The following is an 18971-nucleotide window of genomic DNA, read 5'->3' as shown; positions in this document are numbered from 1 at the left end:
CCGAACCGACCGCGACCTCAGTCGAGCACCCGCGACAGATACGCCCGCAACAACTCGCGCGTTTCCCCGATGATCCGCTCGTCCCCTTCCGGGGTGACCCGGAAGGCCAGGTGGACCAGGGTGTCGGCGGTTTCCACGGCGACCAGGAACATGCGGCGCAGGTCGTCGTCCGGTTCGCGGTCGAGGACGGCGGAGAGGAGGGTGGTGAGGGTGTCGGCGACGCGGTGGTTGGGTTCGGCGTCGCGCTTGCCGACCGGGATCTGGTTGCCGAAGTCGACGAGCGAGAAGCCCGGCGCGGTCCGTTTCATGGCCAGGTACTCGTCGAGAACGGCGTCCATGGCCTCGCGCCAGCCGCCCCCGCTCTCCTGCCGCAGGCGCTCGGTGACGCGCGTGATGTAACGCTCCAGGTTCCGCTGGGCCAGCGCGTCCGCCATGGCTCGCTTGTTGCCGAAGAAACGGTAGACGGAACCTATGGGGACGCCGGCGCGTATGGCCACCGCCCGGGTGCTCAGAGCGTCGTAGCCGACCTCGTCGAGGAGGTCGGCGCAGGCGTCGAGGATTCTGGTCAGCCGTTCGGCACTGCGCCGCTGTACGGGCGCACGACGTAGCGAGGTCGCTGGGGGCACGGGCTTCATCATGCCGCTCCACGGCGGTCCGGTGAACCGCGCCCCTCACATTCCCCTCTTGCGCCCCCGACCGTCCAATCCTACGGTGAAGCATAGGAATGAGGGTGAGGGAGCGAGGGAGCACGCATGAGCGGGGACGCAGGGGACGCGAGCGGGGACGCGCGGAAGATCGCCGAGGGGCTGGACGGCCTCTCCTGGCTCTCCGGATTCGGCAATGAGCACAGCTCGGAGGCCGTCCCGGGCGCCCTTCCGGAGGGCCGCAACTCGCCGCAGCGCGCCCCTCTCGGCCTCTACGCCGAGCAGCTCAGCGGTACGGCGTTCACCGAGCCCCGCGCCCACAACCGCCGTTCCTGGCTGTACCGCATCCGCCCCTCGGCCGCGCATCCCGCGTTCACACCCACCGGAAACGGCTCGATCCGTACGGCCCCCTTCACGGAGTCCGTGCCCGACCCCAACCGTCTGCGCTGGAACCCGCTGCCCGAGCCCCCGGCCGGGACGGACTTCCTGGCGGGCCTGTGGACCCTCGGCGGCAACGGTGACGCCGTTCAGCGCAGTGGCGTGGCCGTGCACCTCTACCACGCCAACTCCTCGATGGAGCGGGTGTTCAGCGACGCCGACGGGGAGCTGCTGCTCGTTCCGGAGGCCGGCGGGCTGCTGCTGCGCACCGAGTTCGGGCTGCTGCACATCGAGCCCGGCCATGTCGCGCTCGTTCCCCGCGGGGTGCGCTTCCGGGTGGAGCTGCTCGACGCCTCGGCCCGCGGCTACGTGTGCGAGAACTACGGCGCGCCCTTCCAGCTCCCCGACCTCGGCCCGATCGGCGCCAACGGGCTGGCGAACGCACGGGACTTCCGGGCGCCGGTCGCGGCGTACGAGGACGTCGAGGGTCCGGTCGAGGTCGTCAACAAGTTCTGCGGCAACCTCTGGACGGCCGTGTACGACCACTCCCCGCTCGACGTCGTCGCCTGGCACGGCAACCATGTTCCGTACGCCTACGACCTGCGCCGCTTCAACGTCCTCGGCACCATCTCGTACGACCACCCGGACCCGTCGATCTTCACGGTACTGACGTCGCCGTCCGGCACACCCGGGCTCGCGAACGCGGACTTCGTCGTCTTCGCGCCGCGCTGGCTGGTGGGCGAGGACACCTTCCGGCCGCCGTACTTCCACCGGAACGTGATGAGCGAGTACATGGGGCTGGTCGAGGGCGCGTACGACGCCAAGGCGGAGGGGTTCGTACCGGGAGGCGGCTCGCTGCACAACATGATGTCGGCGCACGGACCCGACCGGGAGACCTTCGACCGGGCGAGCGCCGCCGAGCTGCGGCCGCAGAAGGTCGACGACGGGCTGGCGTTCATGTTCGAGACACGCTGGCCGGTGACCCTGACGGCACAGGCGGCGCGGGCGGAGCATCTGCAACGCGGTTACGACGACGTGTGGTCGGGCCTCCAGCGGCACTTCCACCCGTTGCACTGAGCGTTCCCGACCGGTACGGATACCTCCGTGACCTCCTTCGCGCCGGACTCGATCGTCCTGAACCGCAAACTGCCGCTCTGGTACCAGGTTTCGCAGTCCCTGCGCGCCTCGATCCTGGGCCGCTCCTCACGGGACCCGCTGCGGCTGCCCACCGAGGAACAGTTGGCGGGGCACTACGGCGTGAGCGTGCTGACCATGCGGCAGGCGCTGAAGGAGCTGGAGGACGAAGGGCTGATCAGCCGGCACCGCAGGCGCGGCACGTTCATCGAGCCGGACGCCCAGCGCGGCACCCCCGTACGGCTGCTGGGCTCGGTCGACGCGATCGTGGCGCAGCAGTCCGGTATGACGACCGAACTCCTCGACCACGGCAGCGCACCCGTGCCCGCCGAACTCGCGGAGTACTACCCGGATCTCGTGGAGGTGGCCACGTACCACCGGCTGCGCGGCGACGAGGAGACGGGCGAACCGACCAACCACGCCCGCAACTACGTCCGTCCGGAGCTCGCGGAGCGCATCGACCGGCGGGATCTGGTCCGCTGGCCGATGACCAAGGTGCTGCGGGACGTCGTGGGCGTCGACATCAGCCGCATCACGGACACCGTCGAGGCCCGCCTCGCGGACCCGGAGACGGCCCGGCTGCTCCGGGTCCCGCTGCTCAGCCCGATCCTGCACTACACGGGCGTCGCGTACGACGAGAACGGCCGGGTCCTGGACGTGGCCGTCATCCACTACCGGGGCGACCGCTTCTCCTTCACGGTGACCCTGGATGCGACGTAGCCAGGTCACTGCGAATGCTGACGTTGGCCCGCTGGGACAAGCAGCCGGACGGCCGGTTCTGGATCCGCGACTTCGCCGCGACAAGCAGTGCCTGAGTCCGGACAACCGCGAGTGGTGCTTCACCCGCCACCGAGCCGTCCGGCTCGTCCACCCGTGTCAGGCCTCGCCCGCCTCTCCGGGCTCGGCCGGCTTCCGTTCCGTACCGGTCCCGGTCCCGGTCTCCGTCTCCGTCTCCGTCTCCGGGCCGTCGTCCGCCGTCCGAGTCGCCGTCCACTGATCGTCCGTCAGGAAATCGGGCCAGCCCTCGAGCGCCGCGATGTCCGGCAGATCCGTGATGGCGTCCGGCCGATCGCCGGCCCTGCCGGGCTCGGCCAACTCGTCCCCGCCCTCCGCCTCGTACCGTTCAAGGTCGGCCTTGCTCTCCCGCAGCGCGCTCACCGTGACGAGTTGCCCCACCGGGGCGGAGGAGCTGAGGAACAGCACCTCTTTCCCCTCCGGCAGCCTCTCCAGCAGATCGGGCACGGACATCACCTCATGCGGGGGCAGTCGGTCCTCCTCCAGCTCCGGTGATGTCGAGAAGACGGGCACGGCCTCTGTACCGTCCTGTGCGTCGGTCACCGCCAGGCCGCCGTTCTCGTCGACGCACACGGCCACCTCGGCGTCGGCGAGCATCAGGGCGAACAACTCCTCCGAGGCGTATCCGGTGGCGACCAGTTGCACCGCGGCGTCCACGGGGCTGACCGGCGGGGCCCAGCCGTACGCGTCGGGCGAGGGGCGGTACTCGGTGTTCTCCTCCCACTCGACGATCTCGCCACTCTCGTCGCTGCGCCAGCGCCCGAGGCTCGCCCAGGACGGCGGGGGTTCACCCTCGTCACCGTTCCAGTGCCGGTCGATGACGGACAGCCAGTGGTTGGGGGCCACCCGGGCGGCCCTGACGTAGTCCTCGGGCGGCTCCCGGAAGCCCTCCTGGCCCTTGAGCACCGCGCCAGGACCGCCCTGAGTCCCGGCAGTGCCCGAGCCCCCGTCGGCAGGATCACCCGCGGGGTCCGCCTCCGCGGTGTTCTCTGGCTCGTCGTCCGGTGTGCCGGAAGAACTCGTCATGGGATGAAACTCCATCGATGTGCGGTGTGTGATACGTGCGGTGTGCGTGTTACATGCGGTGTGCGCGGAGTCTTGCGGATCAGGTGGTGGAGTCCAGGCCGAGGGCCGATCCCCCGGCGGCCTTCCCGTCGACGGCCTTGTCCTCGGCGGGGGCCGTTGCGGCGGGCGTGGCGGGCGCGTGTGCGCCGCCGACGGTCGAGGGGCGCACGGGGGCCGGGGGCTCGGGCTCCTCCCCCTCCCAGGCCCCGTTCTCCGCCCGTGCCGTCTCCTCGACCGCCTGACGCAGTGCGTCGGTTTCCACGGTCATGCTCACCGGTCCCGAGGGGTTGAGGTAGAGCACATGCCCTTCCGGTATCCGGTCCGCGACCTGGATCACCGGCATCAGCTGGTATCCGAAGCGACCGGCGGCGTGCAGATACGTAGGGGAGGTGAAGACGGGGACCACCGACGCACCGTCGGGCGAGGTGGCCGACAACGGGCCGCCACCGGGCCCGAGCAGCACCGCCACCTCCGCGCCGGCAAGCAACCGCGATACGGCCTCACCCGGGCCGTAACCGGTGGCCGCGAGCTGGACCGCCTCGTCCACCACGTCGGTCGGCGCGGGCCAGCCGAGCGCCTGGGGCGAAGGGCGGTACTCCTCGTTGGCGCGCCATTCCTCGATCTCCCCGTCCAGGCCGGACCGCCACTGGCCCACCACCGCCCAGTTCGGCGGCTCGCCCTCCCCCGACCACGCCGGGTCGACCATCCCCAGCCAGTGGTCGGGGGCGAGCCGGGCCGCCTCCTTGATCTCCTCGGGGACCGGCGGCGCGGCGTCGGCGGCCTCGGCGGTGGAGGTCCCGGCGGCGGTGTTGTCGTTCATGAGCTCCTCGTTGGGGTTATGCACGGTCGTCCAGTATCCGGCCGAGCTTCTCGGCCAGGGAGCCGACGGGCTCCAGGTTCCGCGTGCGGAACCAGTCGTCGATCAGGCGTTCCAGCAGATCGGGCGTCACGGGCCTGTCGTCGGCGTCGGGCTTCAGCGCCATGAGGATGTCCAGGACGTCGCCCAGGGTGTCGCGGTGGGCCGCGAGCCATTCCGCCGTGTCCGGGTCGGCCGCTTCGTCCAGGCCCCCGTCCGGCCCGGCACCGGTCGGCCAGCTCGTGGCGTCCGGGGCGTGCTCGTCCGGGAACCTGCCGTCGACGGCCACGTGTTCACGCAGCTCGGCCTCGGTCAGCGGGTCGATGCGCCAGTAGCGCCCCCAGTTGTCGACGTAGTCGAGATCCGGTGACTCCGGGGTGCCGAGCTCCCGCAGTTGGTCGAAGACCAGCTGGCAGCCCCGCATGATCTCGTGCAGCGAGTGGTGCCTCGCCGTCAGCATCTCGGCCAGCAACGCGATCCGCACCAGGCCCAGGTCGATGTCCAGACCCCACACCTCGCGCATCGCCACGGCCTGCGTCATCAGGCGCTGCGACGAGCCGGACGTGCCGGCCAGGACCAGGCCGCTGGTCGCCTCGGTGGCGGCCTGGAAACGGCTGCTCATGGCGTAGTCCCAGCGATTTCTCCCCGGAATCCACGGGATGTCCGCGTCCGGCATGAGTGCCCGCTCGGCCTCGCTCAGCGGCGGCCGTACGTCCTCGGGGCGCACCGGTGCCCGCAGCGTCCGCTCGGCCTCGGCGAGCAGGCGCGCCTGCTCCTCCGGCGGCATGCCGTGCGATTGTGCGCGCACCTCGCGGTACGCGGTCATCGCGCTCGACGGCAGCCGTTCGCCGTATTCGTCGATGATCGACTGCGGAACCGGGGCGGGGGTGCCGAGCAGGTCGGAGATCAGCCCTCCGGCCGGATGCGGGGCGCCGATCCACAGCAGGCCCATGCGCTCCCGCAGATTGCCCGACTCCACCACGGCCACGATCCGGTCCCAATCGGTGCCCACGGCGCCGTCGGTGGTGGGATCGGCCGAGCCCAGTTCCGCCCAGCGGCCCGCCGCCACGGCACGCTTGAACACCTCGCGCACCATCACGCCGAGCTGGGCGTTGGCGGCCTCGTGGTCGCCGAGATACCGGCCGAGCCGCTCCTCGAAGCGCTCGGCCTCCTCCATGTAGCGGATGCGCGTCCGGATCCAGTCCGGCGCCTGCCGGGTCGCCAGTCGGCGCCGTACGGACGCCGGCGCGGAGGACACGGCCTCCACCACCCGGCGCAGCCTCGCCTCGCTCTCGCCGGTGGTGTCACCGGGTCCGTCCGGAAGACCGGAGAGGTAACGGTCGCCGTCGCGGACGAGGAGGGCGGGCGGTACGTCCGCGACGGTGTCGTCGTCCGCAGTGCCGCCGTGGAACGTCACCTGCCCGTCCGGGTCCACCACGGCCAGCTCGACGCCGAGCGCGCGGGGGGCCGTCGCCAGAACCACATCTGCCAGCACTCCCGTGCCGTTCTCACTTCCGTACGAGGGGTCCCGCAGCAGCAGCCGGAAACGCTCGGCCGGGCTCAGGTCGAGGCCCGAGGCCGGAAGTTCATTGCCGAGGAGGACCCCTTCCGTGCGCTGGGAGGTGTTGATCTCCGCACCGATCTCGTCCAGCAGTCTCAGCGAAATCATCCGGCCCCGGTCCAGCGGAAGCGGCGTCTCCTGCGACAGGTCGTCGTCGGTGACGTTCCGCCCCAGCCAGTCGCGGAGGGTGCCGGGCGTGTCGATTCCCTCGTTCGTCAGCGTCTCGGGGGCCGCGTACCGGAGGACCAGCAGAAGGGTGCCGGCCAACCGGTCGCCCTCCCCGGGCGACTCGTGCAACGCGAAGACGGTGCCGTCGAGTTCGGCGGCATACGGCCCGGTGCGCCGGTAGGTGCCGCGCGGCGCCGTCTCGTCGGGGCCGGGGGCCGTGTCCTCCGCGTCCGTGATCTCCGCGACCCGCGGTGACGGAGCGTCGTCGGCGTTGCGGTAGGCCGTGTGCGGATAGGGAAGCATCTCCCGCAGGGTGTGGTCGGCGTACTCCCACCCGGTCTCGGGGTCGGCGGCGATGTCGCGCGTCTCGATGTGCACGGCGGGGCCCGATGCGTGGAGCACCTCGTCCTCGGACGGTGGAGGCTCGGGGAGACCCGGGAGCGAGGCGGCTCCGGCACGGCCTCGCGGGGAGATCCGCAGCCATGTCGTCGGGCTGCCGTCGGCGGACTCCAGGAGGTGGATGTCGGCCGTGGCGCCGCCGTCCTCGTCCTGGCCAGGGGTGACCGCCACCCCGCCGGTGTTGGTGTACACGTCCAGGTTGGTGGTGTCCGCGATGCCCTGCGCCCGGTCGACGGCGCGCGCCAGGGTGTCGGCGTCGCGTACGGCACCGAGGTCGCACGCGAGGACCGTGACGCTGGTGAAGCCTGCCGCAGCCAGGTCGCCGCCGAGGAGACGCCCCACCATCTCGGCGTCGGCGCCGACGGGTATGTCGTCCTGGCCGACGAGGGCGTAGCCGCTGTCCTTGCCATGGGACGCCCAGAAGAACGTGCCGGTACGGCCCGTGGCGGGCAGCGGGCGGCGCCGGGCCACCCGTTCGCCGCCGGGGCCACGGCTCCACCCCGTGTAGTCAGTGACCTCGGGCAGTCGGCCGTAGGGACGCTCGCGCAACGACCAGTCGTGCCGTGAGAACGACGCCTTGCCGACTGTCCGCCCGTCCACGCGGATCTCCTGGACCACTGTCCCGTCCAGGGGCCGGGCGGTCTCGTGCCCCTCCCAGGGCGCGTTCCAGAAGTCCGGCTCCGGGTAGGCCGGGACCGCGGCTTCGGAGGGCGTGGGCGGGGCGGCGAGGGCCCGGCTGGTGGCGGCGGTCTCGGCGAGCAGGACGTGTTCGTAGCGACGGCCCGTCTCCGGATGCGTACGGAGCGAGCGCCGGAGCACCCTGAAGTCGGCCGGTTCGGGGTAGGCCACCGGCTCGTCCTCCGGGTCCCCGGCGAAGACCGAGACATCACGGCCCGAGGAGCGTTCCACCTCGAAGACCGCCGGGTGCCTGCCCGCCGGCGGATCGCCGTCGGACGTCAGCCGGTCCAGTGCGGTCTCCTCCGTGCGCCGCGCCACATGGAACGAGGAGGTGGAGACCCCGTCCAGCGGACCGGGCGGTTCCGTGCCGTCCGGACCGGAGGGCAGATCGCCGGGCAGCCAGGCCGCCCACCACACGGGGGCGTTCACGGGAGGCAGCCGGTCGAGCGCCTCAGAGCCGAAGGCGGTGTGCTGGGACACCTCCGCCTGAATACGGGGGGCCAGTTCGCCGATCCGCTGCCCTATGGCGGGGAGCAGCGCGGCCAGCCGGTCCGCGCCGTCGGGAGCGGCCTCCGCAATCGCCTTGGCCTGCGCGGCGAGGCCGCGGAAACCGGGGTCGTTCATCAGCAGGACGGGGAAGGCGAGGCCGCCGTTGCGGAGTTCGCGGGCGACGAAGGACCGGGCCTGCACCACCGGGTCGGGCTTGCCGAGCAGTGCGGCGTCCGGACCGCCCAGAAGGTGGAGGGCGGTGACGTGGGCGCGGTCCAGGCCGTCGAGGGGCGAACCGCCGTGGCGGCGCTGCCAGTCGAGCAGCGCCTCCTCGCGTCCCAGCAGCTTTTCGGGGTCGAACTCCCCGGAGAGCAGCCTCTCACCGCGCTGTACGGCGACAACGAGACCGTCGGGCACCGTGCCGGCCCCGGTAGCCTCCGGGGGAAACCGGCCGGCTCCGGTGCCGTACAGGCGTCGGTGCGGCAACCGCAGGCTGCCGTCCGGCCCTTGGGAGCCGGGGCGGGAACGAGGGGTCAGGGCATCGTCGGCCCATTGGTAGAGGTGGACCGCGTCGCCGAGAGCCGCGGCACGCTCGACAGTGTCCCCGAGGCCGAGAGTGTGGGAGGCGAGAAGGACCTCGATCAGCGAGTGGCGGTCCAGGGACAGCTGCCAGCTGATGACGGCCTCCCGGAAGGCCAGGACATCGGCCCACCGCACGCCGGACAGCCGCGAGTAGCGCGACAGCGCGTCGCGGGCGATGTCGGCGGGGCCATGGCCCACGGGGAAGCCCCGGTCGCGGTGGAACTCCCGGTACCAGTTGCCCTCCCGGTCCAGCGGCTTCGGAGGCGTGAACCAGACGGAGAGCCCCGCACCCCTCGCGTAGGCCTCCATCAGCTCCGGCAGCCCGGCGCCGGCGTCGGGGTCCAGCAGCCGTCGCAGGGCGGCGTCGAGGTCCACTCCCGCGTCGTCGTCGGAGGCGGAGAAGAACATCGACGCGGCCTCCGCCTCGCCGAACTGGCCGACGACAAACCGGTGGACGGCCCGCACCGCCGCGCGGGCGGCGGCGGTGACCCGTGGATCGCCGGCCAGGGCGCTACCCAGCGCCCGCTCCCAGTCGCGGGCGGCCTCCGGCCAGCGCGGATCGGCGTACACCGCGGCGAAACGTTCGGCGTGCCGTGACGGATCTCGGGGTGCTTCGTCCTCGGTGCCGTCCTGGGCGCGCGGGGTGCGGATCAGCCACCGGGGAGCGGGGCGTCCCGGATCGTGTTCGAGTTCCAGCCCGTAGGGGTTCGCGCCCTCGCCCCGCTCGTAGGTCTCGCTGGGAGCCGTGGAGCCGACGGCATCGTGCCCGGAGCGGTCGGCTATCCGCTGGGCCAGCGGCCCGGCCCCGGCGGGCGAGCCGAAGACGACGAGCGCGGCGTTCTCCCGAGCGGCGGAGTCACGCAGCAGCTCGCGCAGGAAGCTGCCGACCTGTCCAGCGGTGGCGAGCTTGGATCCGTAACGGGAGCCCACCTGGACCAGCCGACCGTCGCTGGGTGCGGCGAAGAACAGGGAGCCCTGGCTCCAGGGCACGGGGACGCGGTCGTCCTCCCACGCCTCGGCCTCGGTGTCGTAGTACTTGAAGTAGGTGAGGCGGGGCAGGTGGGCGATCGCGTCGTGGCGCTCCGACCACTCCTGCGCCGTGTAACTGGTGACGCCGGACCAGGTGCCGTCGGGAGCGATGACGGGACGGGTGAGGATCTCCCGGTCCCACTGCTCCGGCGCGGGCAGGGCCGGAGCCGGCACCTCGCGCAGGATCACATGCGCGTAGCTACGGCCCGGCGAGGCGTCGTAGCGGACCTCACGGGACTCCTCCTCGAAACGGGTCGCCTCGGGGAACATCGTCTGCCGCGCCGCAGGCGTCCGGCTGAACGGAGCGACGTCCCGCGCGGAGGACCGGCGCACCTCGTACAGGACCGGGTGGCTCTCCCCCTGCGGCGGGCGGCCCGGCATCATGCGCAGCCCGACGCTCCGCGAGGCCGAGGCGGTGTGGAAGGGGGGACTGGTGAAGGAGAGTCCCGCCATGGACCTCCCCCGGGCCTCCTCCAGGGTCCCGGCTTCCCAGGCGGACCAGTACACCGGCGCGTCCACCGGCGGCAGCAGGTGCAGGGCTTCGCGCCCCATGCGCCGCAGGACGGCGAGCTCCCCGCGTATCCCGGCCGCCAGCTCGGCGGCGCGCGCCGCGGCCCGCTGACCGGTCTGGGCCAGTGCGGCAGCACGGTTCGGGGCCGACGGCGGCACGCTTCTGGCCTCCCGCACGAGGGTCCGCAAGCGCGTGTCGCGCAGCAACGTCAGCGGGAACGCCTGGTCCGGAGCACCCTGGGCGATGCGCTGCTGGACCAGCGCGCCCACGGTCTGGCGCAGCCGGTTCAGTGACTCGGGGCCCGTGGTCAACCGCGGGTCGGTCAGCGTGCCGTCCGGGCCGCTGATCAGATAGAGCGCGGGCACATGCGCCGCGGTGACGTTGCGCAGCAGCGCCTGGGTCTCATGCCGCAGCAGCCAGTCACGCAGCGCCGAACGCCGCTCCCGGGCCGCCGGGCCCGTGGGCCACGGCAGCGTCCGCAGATCCTCGGCACTCCAGGTGCTTCCCTCCAGACCGGCGAGCTCGGTGATGGCGGCGGGCTCGGCCACGTCACCGGTGATCCAGGGCGCGAGCCAGGCGGTGCGCTGCTGGTACATCCGCTGGTGGGGCAGGCGCAGCCGCTCGCGCAGGGTGCTGTCGTCGGCGAACTCGCGGCGCAGTCCCGGCTCGGATTCGATGCGCTTTCGGGGTGCGAAGACGGCGTCGGCCCAGGCGTACAGCCGGGCCGCCTCGACGTCCCCCGGCTCGGGCTCGGCCTCGTCGCGCACCCCGGCCGACTGGGCGGCCTCCAGCACCTCGGCCAGCGAGTGCTCGCCGAACATCAGACGGGCCGCCAGCAGGGCGTTCCGCAGCCCCAGCAGCAGGGCGGGGTCGGTGCCGGGCAGGCTCCGGAACGCCCGGAGCAGCCATTCGACGCCTTCCGCGCGGCCGTTGCCGACGCCGTGACCCAGCCGGTCGTGCCGGTCCCGGTACCAGTGGCCGGAGCGCCTGTGCGGGGACGCGTCCTCGACCGAGGTGAGTTGGTTGTGGACGTTCAGCTCGGGGCGGTTGCCCCACAGCCGGTTGAGTGAGGGGCCCGCTCCCTCGTTCGCGGACGCGTAGCCGGCGTCGACGAGCGCGAGCACGAGCGTGCGCACGTTCGCCGTCATGTCCTCGTCGAGCAGGAGGTCCATCTCGGCCTGCGGGTCGTTCGCCTCGGACCTCTCCGGGAAGAAGGCGGACGCCGCCGCGCGGGCGCCGAGGTGGTGCGACAGATAGGTGTACAGGACGCGGACGGCCGCACGCGCCGCGTCCAGCACGGCGGGTTCGTGGGCGAGCACCTCGCCCAGGGCTTTTTCGTACTCCCCACTCAGCGTCCACCAGCGCGGATCCGCGTAGAAGGAGCGGAGGATCTGCTGGTCACCGTCGACCGGGTCGGCCGGAGCGGCCGCGGGCCTCGGCGGCGCGGCCGGCCGGTTGCCGGTGGCGTCCTTGACCACGGAGTACGCGTACTTCTGCCTCCTCGCGTCCCCGTTGTACGTGCGGATGGTCCGGTCCTGTCCGAGGAAGAAGGAACCGGGCGGATAGAGGACCTCCGACTCGCTGGAGAAGGCGGAGAACATGGCGATCTCCTTGCCCAGGGAGTCGGGAATCTCGAAAACCCCGCGGTGGGTCTTCGACGGCGCGCGCTTCGTGGACAGTGCGAAGTCCAGGGCTTCGTCGATGTCCAGGGAGGTGCTGCGGAAGAACGGCACCGAGATCACCGCGCCGTTGTACAAGGGCGAGTTGGCCGCCGGACGGGCCAATGACCCAGGCACGCCCCGGTCGCCCCACCAGACGGTGCGCCTCACCGGGGGAAGCAGTTCCAGGGCTTCGACGGCCATCTCGATGTGCACCTTCAGCTGACCGTGGAGCCCATCGACGATCTCGTCGAGCCTGCGACGCAGCTGCGAGACCTCGGGGCTGGGTTCCAGGTCGGTCAGGTCCATCAACCCCTGCATCACCTCCCCGAAACCGGGCTGGGTCCGCAGCGTCAAGGGAACGAAGTTCTCCCATTCCCCCGCGTTGTAGACACCGCGCGTGACCATCGACCAGGCGACGGAACGCAGCATCCACCGGCCCGCGTGCCGTCCGAACCGCTCACCGTTCAGGACCGCTTTCATGAGCCGGTAGTCGGACATGCTGTAGATGAACAGGGCGGTGACATGGGACGGGGCCATCCTGCGCAGCGCGGCTCGGCCCTCGGCGCCGTACCGTGCCAGCCATTCCCGTGCCACGTTCATGCGTTCCTCGTCGGGGAACGTCGAAGGGCCGGGGGAGAGAAGGGCGTCGACCATCGTCAGAAGGTCGGCCGGGACGGCGAGATCACCGGTCGCCTCGCGAGGGTAGCTCACGGCGTCGCTGTACAGCGCCACGTGGGGTGCGCGCAGACGATTGCCGAGAGCGATGCCTTCTGGGGTCTGCGGGATCTGCTGCCAGGGGACGAGGTGATCCCTGGCCCAACCGTGCATACGGGCAGCGTCCCGCTCCGTCGCGAGGCGCTCCTCCGCCCCGCCCAGACCGATCAGGTGCGAGGCTCGCAGGACCTCGTGGAGGGACTGCAGGCCCTCCGGGACCGCCCAGGCGATCAGCGCCGCGCGGAAGGTGGCTATCTCGGCAGGGGTGGCTCCGAGTTCATGGGTGCTCTGAAGCAGCCACAGCGCGGGCCCGTTCACGCCTCCCACCTGTCGGAAGCCCAGGGCGTCGTGCCGCTGCCAACTCGCGGGGTCCGCGGGGTTCAGCCTCTGCACCGGCTGTCCGGCGTGACGAATCCTGCCGGGCAGGGCGCGGCTGATGGTCGCGGGGCTGCCTGCGTTGGCGAAGACCGCGTTGGCGTACGCCCACATCAGCTGGGACAGGGGGGCCGTGGCGCCCGGTCCCAGGAGCTGGGCGAGAGGGCCGCCCGGTGCCGCCCACAGCGGGTCTTGCGGCGGGAAGAGCGCCTGGGTGGCCGCTTCCTGCCCGTACCGCTGGACGAGGAACTGGTGCGCGCGGCCGACTGTCTGACGCACCGTGGTGAGCACATCGGGGTGCGCGGCCAACAGCTGCGCGAGCGTGATCTCGAAGTCGACGCTCCTCTGCCGCCAGTGGGGGTTCCCGTAGTACCCGGTGAAACGCGGTGTGTCAGGCGCGCCGGTGACCCTCCAGGACGGGATGTTCATGGGCGGGTCGTCGTCGGACTCTGATGCCTCGCTGGACTCGGACTCGGCGTCGGGCTCGGACGCCTCACCGGAGCCGGAATCGAGGTCCATGTCGCTGTCGGCGTTGATCAGTCCGGGGGCCGGGTAGTCGGCCTCGATCGGACGCCCGGTGTCCGAGGCCGGTGCGTCGGTGGCCGGCCGGCCGGCCGGATACGCCGTCACCCACACCGTGGCCCGCCCCTCGGAGTCCTCCAGCGCGTGTATCAGCGCCGGACCACCGTCGCGGCCGCCGGTCACCGCTGTACGGCCCACCTCCAGATGAACCGGCAGGCCCACCGCGTCCGCCAACCGCCCGGCCCGCTCCTCGGCTTCCGCCACGCTCCCGGGCACATCGGCGGGACCACACGCCAGCACGGTCACGCTACGGAAACCACGGCTCCGCACACCTGCCAACAGCCGCCCCGCGTACGCCCCGTCATCCCGCCGGACGCCGCCACCGTCCTCGGCGAGCGCCAGCCCCTCGGCCCCACCGTGCGACGCGAAGAAGAACGTCCCTCCGGCAGCCCCGCCACCGGGCAACGCCTTGAGCGTCGCCACCGGCCGGCCCCCGGCCTCACGCTCCCACGACACGAACTCTGTCGCGCCGTCCAGTCGCGCGTACGTGTCCCGCCGCACCGCCCAGTCCGCGTCGTCGAACGACGCCACACCGACGACCTGGCCGTCCGCCCCAAGGATCTCCCGCGTCACCGGCGTGCCGGCGTCCGTGTCACCGTCCGCGTCGGAGTCCATGTCGACATCCGGGTCCATGTCGATGTCGGACATCTCGTCGTAGGAGGACCCGAGATCGAAGAGGTCGTCAGCGACGGCACCACTTTCGCCCGGCGCCTCGGGAAGGGGGTGGGCCCGCGAGGCCGCGGAGTGGCCGTCCGGCAGCGGAGTGGACTCCTCGACCGTCTGGATCTCGTGCGCGGGGCCCATCCTGTCCCCGTCGACCCGCCGTCGACTGATGATGTCGAATCTCATGCCCGGCGGATACAGCGCCTCGTCCTCCATCGGAAACGCGAAGAAAGGGGCACCTTCCCGAGCCGTCGAGTTCCTGACCCGTACCACCTTGCGGTGCGAATTCCGGGGAACCGACAAGCGCTTCAGTGCGAACTCCCGTGCCTGCCCGACCTGAAGCGAGGTGCTGCGGAAGAAGGGCACCTCGATCGTCTCGGCGCCGTAGACCGGGCCGTTCACCGAGGGCCGGTCCAACGGCCCCGGCGCCCCCCGGTCGCCCCACCAGACGTCCCCCCCGACCGGCGGCAGGATCTCCAGCGCCTCGATCGCCATGTCCACGTGCAGCTTCAGGTCCTCGTAGAGCTGGGCGGCGATCGCGTCCAGTCGGCGTCGGGGACGGGACAGCTCGGGCGTCGGTGTCTCCAGATCCGCCAGCCCGTTCAGCTCGTCGAACACGTCCAGGAAATCAAGTTGACTGAGCAGTACGAGCGGAAGCTCGCCGGGATCTTCCATCAGTACCGCGTCGCGCATCAGCCTCCAGGTGGTGAGGCGAACCAGGTGACGGCCCATGCCCGGGCCGAACCGCTCGCCGTTGAGCAGCGCCTTCATCAGCCGGTAGTCGGGCCCGCTGTAGAGGTACAGGGCCGTGATGTGGGCGGGGGCGAGCCGCTTGAGCGCCTCGGTACCGCGGCTTCCGTAACGGTCCAGCCACCTGGACATGGCCTCGAGCCGTTCGGTGGTCGCGGGCGGCAGTGTGCCGGCGAGCGCGGCATCGACCATGGCGACCAGGTCGCCAGGCACATCCACCGTATCGGTGAGCGCGGCCGGGAACGTCATCATCGCGTCGTACCAGGCTTGGTGCGGCGGGATCAGGGCGGGGAGCCGGCGGTCGGCGGGGGCGAGCCGGAGCAGTCCGCCCTCCGCGATGTGGTCCCGCGCCCAGTTGTGCAGACCGGCGGCATCGCGACCCGTGGCGGCCCGCTCGTCCGGGTCGCCCATGCCGATCAGGTGGGAGGCGCACAGGATCTCGTGCAGGGACTGCAGGTCGGCCGGGATCATCCAGGCGGTCAAGGCGGTACGGAACACCGGCAGCGTGGACGGCGGCAGGCCGAGCGCCGCGAACATCCGCAGCAGTCGCAGCGCGGGGCCGCGTTCGCCGCCCACCCGGCGGAAGCCGCGGCTGTCGTGCACGGCGCGGTAGGCGCTGTCCGGCGAGTACCGCCCACGAGTGCCGTCGGGCCGTCGGAACAGCGCCGTCCCGACCTCGGACGGCAGCCCCGGACCGGCGTACGCGGCGTGGGTGAAGACCGTCATCAGCCGGTCCAGCGTCTCCGGCCCCGAGGGCAGGGCGAGCAGCCGTTCCAGCTCCGCGCGCGGATCCTCCGGCATCGCGTCCCAGGCGAAGAAGGCGCGCGGCGTCCGCTCCTCGCCGTTGCGGGCGGCCAGCGCCTTGTGCAGTTCGCGGACCGCCTGCTTGGCCACCTGGGTGAGCTCGGGGACGCCGCTCAGCGCGTCGGCGAGGGTGAACTCGAAGGCGACGCTGCGCCGACGCCACTCACGGTCCCGGTGGAAGCCGGCGAACCGCACCGTGTCGGACCTGCCGGCCGGCTGCCAGGTCGACACCGACCAGGCGCCTCCCCCGGCGGCGTCGATCTGCTCGATCTCCTCCGGGGTCGCGTCCGCCCTGGTGGGCGTGACGTTGTGCTGTTCGGGAGCCGGATAGCCGACCGAGGCGGGAGTACCGGTCACCGCGTCCGGGGCCGCTGCCGGAGGAACCGGCCAACCTGCCGGATACGCCGTCACCCACTCCGTGGCCCGCCCCTCGGCGTCCTCCAACAGATGCGGCAGCCCGTCGGTCACCGCGGCACGGCCGACCGCCAGATGAACCGGCAGGTCCGACGCGTCCGCGATCCGCTGCGCCCGCGCCCTGGCCTCCGCCACGCCCGTCGCGACGTCGCCGGGACCGCACGCCAGCACCGTCACACTACGGAAACCACGACCCCGCACACCTCCCAACAGCCGCCCCGCATACGACCCGTCGTCCCGCCGCACGCCACCATCCTCGGTGGCCATCGCAAGACCCTCGGCCCCACCGTGCGACGCGAAGAAGAACGTTCCCGCCTCACTCCCGCCACCCGGCAACGCCCGGTGCATCGCGACCGGCCGCCCCTCAGCGTCACGCTCCCACGACACGAACCCCGTCACACCGTCCAACCGTGCGTACGCGTCCCGCCGCACCGCCCAGTCCGCGTCGTCGAACGACGCCACACCGACGACCCGGCCGTCCGCCCCACGGATCTCCCGCGTCACCGGCGCGGGCCGGTCCTGCTCGGCGGTGCCGGCCGCCGGACCGACGCGGAACAGGTCGTCCGGGGAGCCGAGTTCGTGGAGAGCCGGAAGAGAGCGGTCGGACCCCTGCTCCCCGGGCGGCCTGGCCTCCTGGGCGCTGATGGACTCGTACGACACCGTCCCCTCGCCACCCCGGACAACACCCCGGCCGACGATGCGGAAGAACGCACCCGGCGGATACGCGGCTTCCGCCTCGGAGATGAAGACCACGAACGGGCTGACCTCGCGTGCCGTGGAACGCGGGACGTACACCACTCCGCGATGCGAGTCGCCAGGTGTCCCCTTGCCCCGTTGCATGAAGCCGAGTGCCGTACTGGGCAGCAGCGACGTGCTGCGGAAGAACGGCATCGTGACCGTGTCCCGGCCGTAGATCGGCCCGTCCACCGGCGGCCCGTCCAGCGAACCCGGTATCCCGCGGTCGCCCCACCAGACGTCAGCGTCCACCGGCGGCAGGATCTCCAGCGCCTCGACAGTCATGTCGACGTGCAGCGGCAGCTGCACGTACACCCAGTCGGCCATCACGTCCAGACGGCGGCGCAGCCGCGCCACCCCGTTGGTGCGCGCCCCCAAATCGTCCGCCTCCCACATCTGGTCGAACAGGTCGGCGAAACCGGGGTGCTTGCGGAGCATCATCGGTACGAAGTCGGCCTGGCCAACCTCCGCCGCCTTCCGGGTCATCGACCAGACGCTGAGGCGTACCAGGCGTCGGCTCATCCCCGCGCCGAACCGCTCACCGTTGAGGAACGCCTTCATCAGCCGGTAGTCGGGCCCGCTGTAGAGATGGATGGCCGTCAGGTGAGCCGGGTCCAGGCGGTCCAGGGCACGTCTGCCCTCGGGGCCGTAGCGGCGCAGCCACGCGTCGAGCGCCCGGCCCCTCCGGGTGTCCGACAGGGAGATCCCGGCGAGCGCGGCGTCGACCATGTTCACCAGATCGTCCGGAAGGTCCAGCCCGCTGGGAGTGATGCTCCGGCCGTACGCCATCCGCTCGGCGTACAGCGCGCGATGCGGCGGGATCATCCGACCGCCGGGAGTGAACCTCCGGAGGCCTGCCTGCCGTGCAGAGTCGTGCGCCCAGTTGTGCAGCTCCGCCCCGTCACGCAGCACAGTGCCGCGTTCCTCCGCGTCTCCCATGCCGAGCAGGTGGGAGGCGCGCAGGATCTCGTGCAACGACTGCAGATCCGCCGGGACCATCCAGGCGATGAGCGCGCCACGGAACGCGAGCAGTTGGGCAGACGACGCGCCGAGCTCCGCGTAGGTCCGCAGCAGCCGCAGCGCGGGACCCCCCTCAGCACCCACCCGGCGGAAACCACGGCTGTCATGGACCGCACGGTAGGCACTGCCCTGCGCATGACGCGCACGACGGCCGACCGGACGCGACAGCGTCTCGGCCAGCCCGCCGGGCAGCCCCGCACCCGCGTACGCCGCGTAAGTGAGCGCGGTCATCAGCTCGTCCAGCGTGAGCGGCCCGGAAGGCAGGGTGCGCAGCCGCTCCAGCGCGGCGGCCGGATCGGCCGGAACCGCGTCCGGGGCGAAGAAGGCACGCTGCGCCGCCGCCTCGCCGTGACGCGCGACAAGCCCCTCGTACATGCGCAACACGCCGTCGCGAGCCGACTCGGTGATCTGACCGAGCTGGCCCATCGCCCCGGCGAGCGTGAACTCCAGGGCCACGCTTCGTTGCCGCCACTCACGGTCCCGGTACAAGCTCTCGAACCGGGCCCGGTCCGGTGACCCGGCCGGGCGCCAGGACGACACCGACCAACCCGGATCACCCATGCCGTCGGTGGCGTCCGCCCGGTCGGCGGCGGAGACGGGGGCCATGTTGATCTGGACGGGCGCCGGATAGGCGATACCGGTCCGGGCGTCCCGCTCCTCGGAACCGGCACCGTCCTGGTCGGCGGTGCGAGGAGTGCCGGGCGCGAAGTGGAACGTCCCGACGCCGGAGGCGTGTTGGAGACGCGGCGACAGCAGCGGATCCGTCGCGTCCGGAGGCCAGGGGGCAGTGGTCCGCGGATGTGGGGAGGACATGAGGGGGGTGCTGTGTGCGGTGGTCGAGTTGGTGGGGGTGGGCGAGCCGAAGACAACCGAGTCTTCCTCTGCGGTGGAGGTCCCGGTGATCGGTTTCCGGGTGGCCTTGGTCCAGTGGCCCGGGGTCTGGGTGGCCGGGTCCAGGAGAGCG

General features: G+C 72.0%; 6 protein-coding genes. 2 read left to right on the top strand and 4 right to left on the bottom strand.

All coding sequences use genetic code 11. From position 1 onward, the window contains the following. Positions 1 to 17 precede the first annotated feature (17 nt). A complete protein-coding gene (locus RB628_RS22890; protein WP_318322418.1) occupies positions 18 to 635 on the bottom strand; it encodes a TetR/AcrR family transcriptional regulator in 618 nt (205 codons plus the stop codon). A 117-nt stretch (positions 636 to 752) separates the two neighbouring features. Here RB628_RS22890 and hmgA point away from each other — a divergent pair, with 117 nt between their 5' ends. Further along, complete coding sequence (gene hmgA / locus RB628_RS22885; protein ID WP_318322385.1) at positions 753 to 2099, top strand: homogentisate 1,2-dioxygenase; 1347 nt, start codon at positions 753 to 755, stop codon at positions 2097 to 2099. A gap of 27 nt (positions 2100 to 2126) precedes the next feature. Further along, a complete protein-coding gene (locus tag RB628_RS22880) occupies positions 2127 to 2876 on the top strand; it encodes a GntR family transcriptional regulator (protein ID WP_318322383.1) in 750 nt (249 codons plus the stop codon). 156 nt (positions 2877 to 3032) lie between these two features. Here the strand turns inward: RB628_RS22880 and RB628_RS22875 are convergent, their stop codons facing one another. The 3 genes from RB628_RS22875 to RB628_RS22865 form a co-directional block, all read right to left on the bottom strand. Further along, positions 3033 to 3977, bottom strand: a complete 945-nt coding sequence (locus RB628_RS22875; protein WP_318322382.1) for a type VII secretion system-associated protein — start codon at positions 3975 to 3977, stop codon at positions 3033 to 3035. A 79-nt stretch (positions 3978 to 4056) separates the two neighbouring features. After that, a complete protein-coding gene (locus tag RB628_RS22870) occupies positions 4057 to 4836 on the bottom strand; it encodes a type VII secretion system-associated protein (protein ID WP_318322381.1) in 780 nt (259 codons plus the stop codon). Between the two features lie 16 nt (positions 4837 to 4852). Next, a complete protein-coding gene (locus tag RB628_RS22865) occupies positions 4853 to 18820 on the bottom strand; it encodes a hypothetical protein (protein WP_318322380.1) in 13968 nt (4655 codons plus the stop codon). Positions 18821 to 18971: the final 151 nt, after the last annotated feature.

It is taken from the genome of Streptomyces sp. ADMS, assembly GCF_033441795.1.
Taxonomy (GTDB): Bacteria; Actinomycetota; Actinomycetes; order Streptomycetales; family Streptomycetaceae; genus Streptomyces.
Note: the sequence above shows the minus strand (reverse complement) of the source record. Positions and strands in the feature narration are given on the sequence as shown.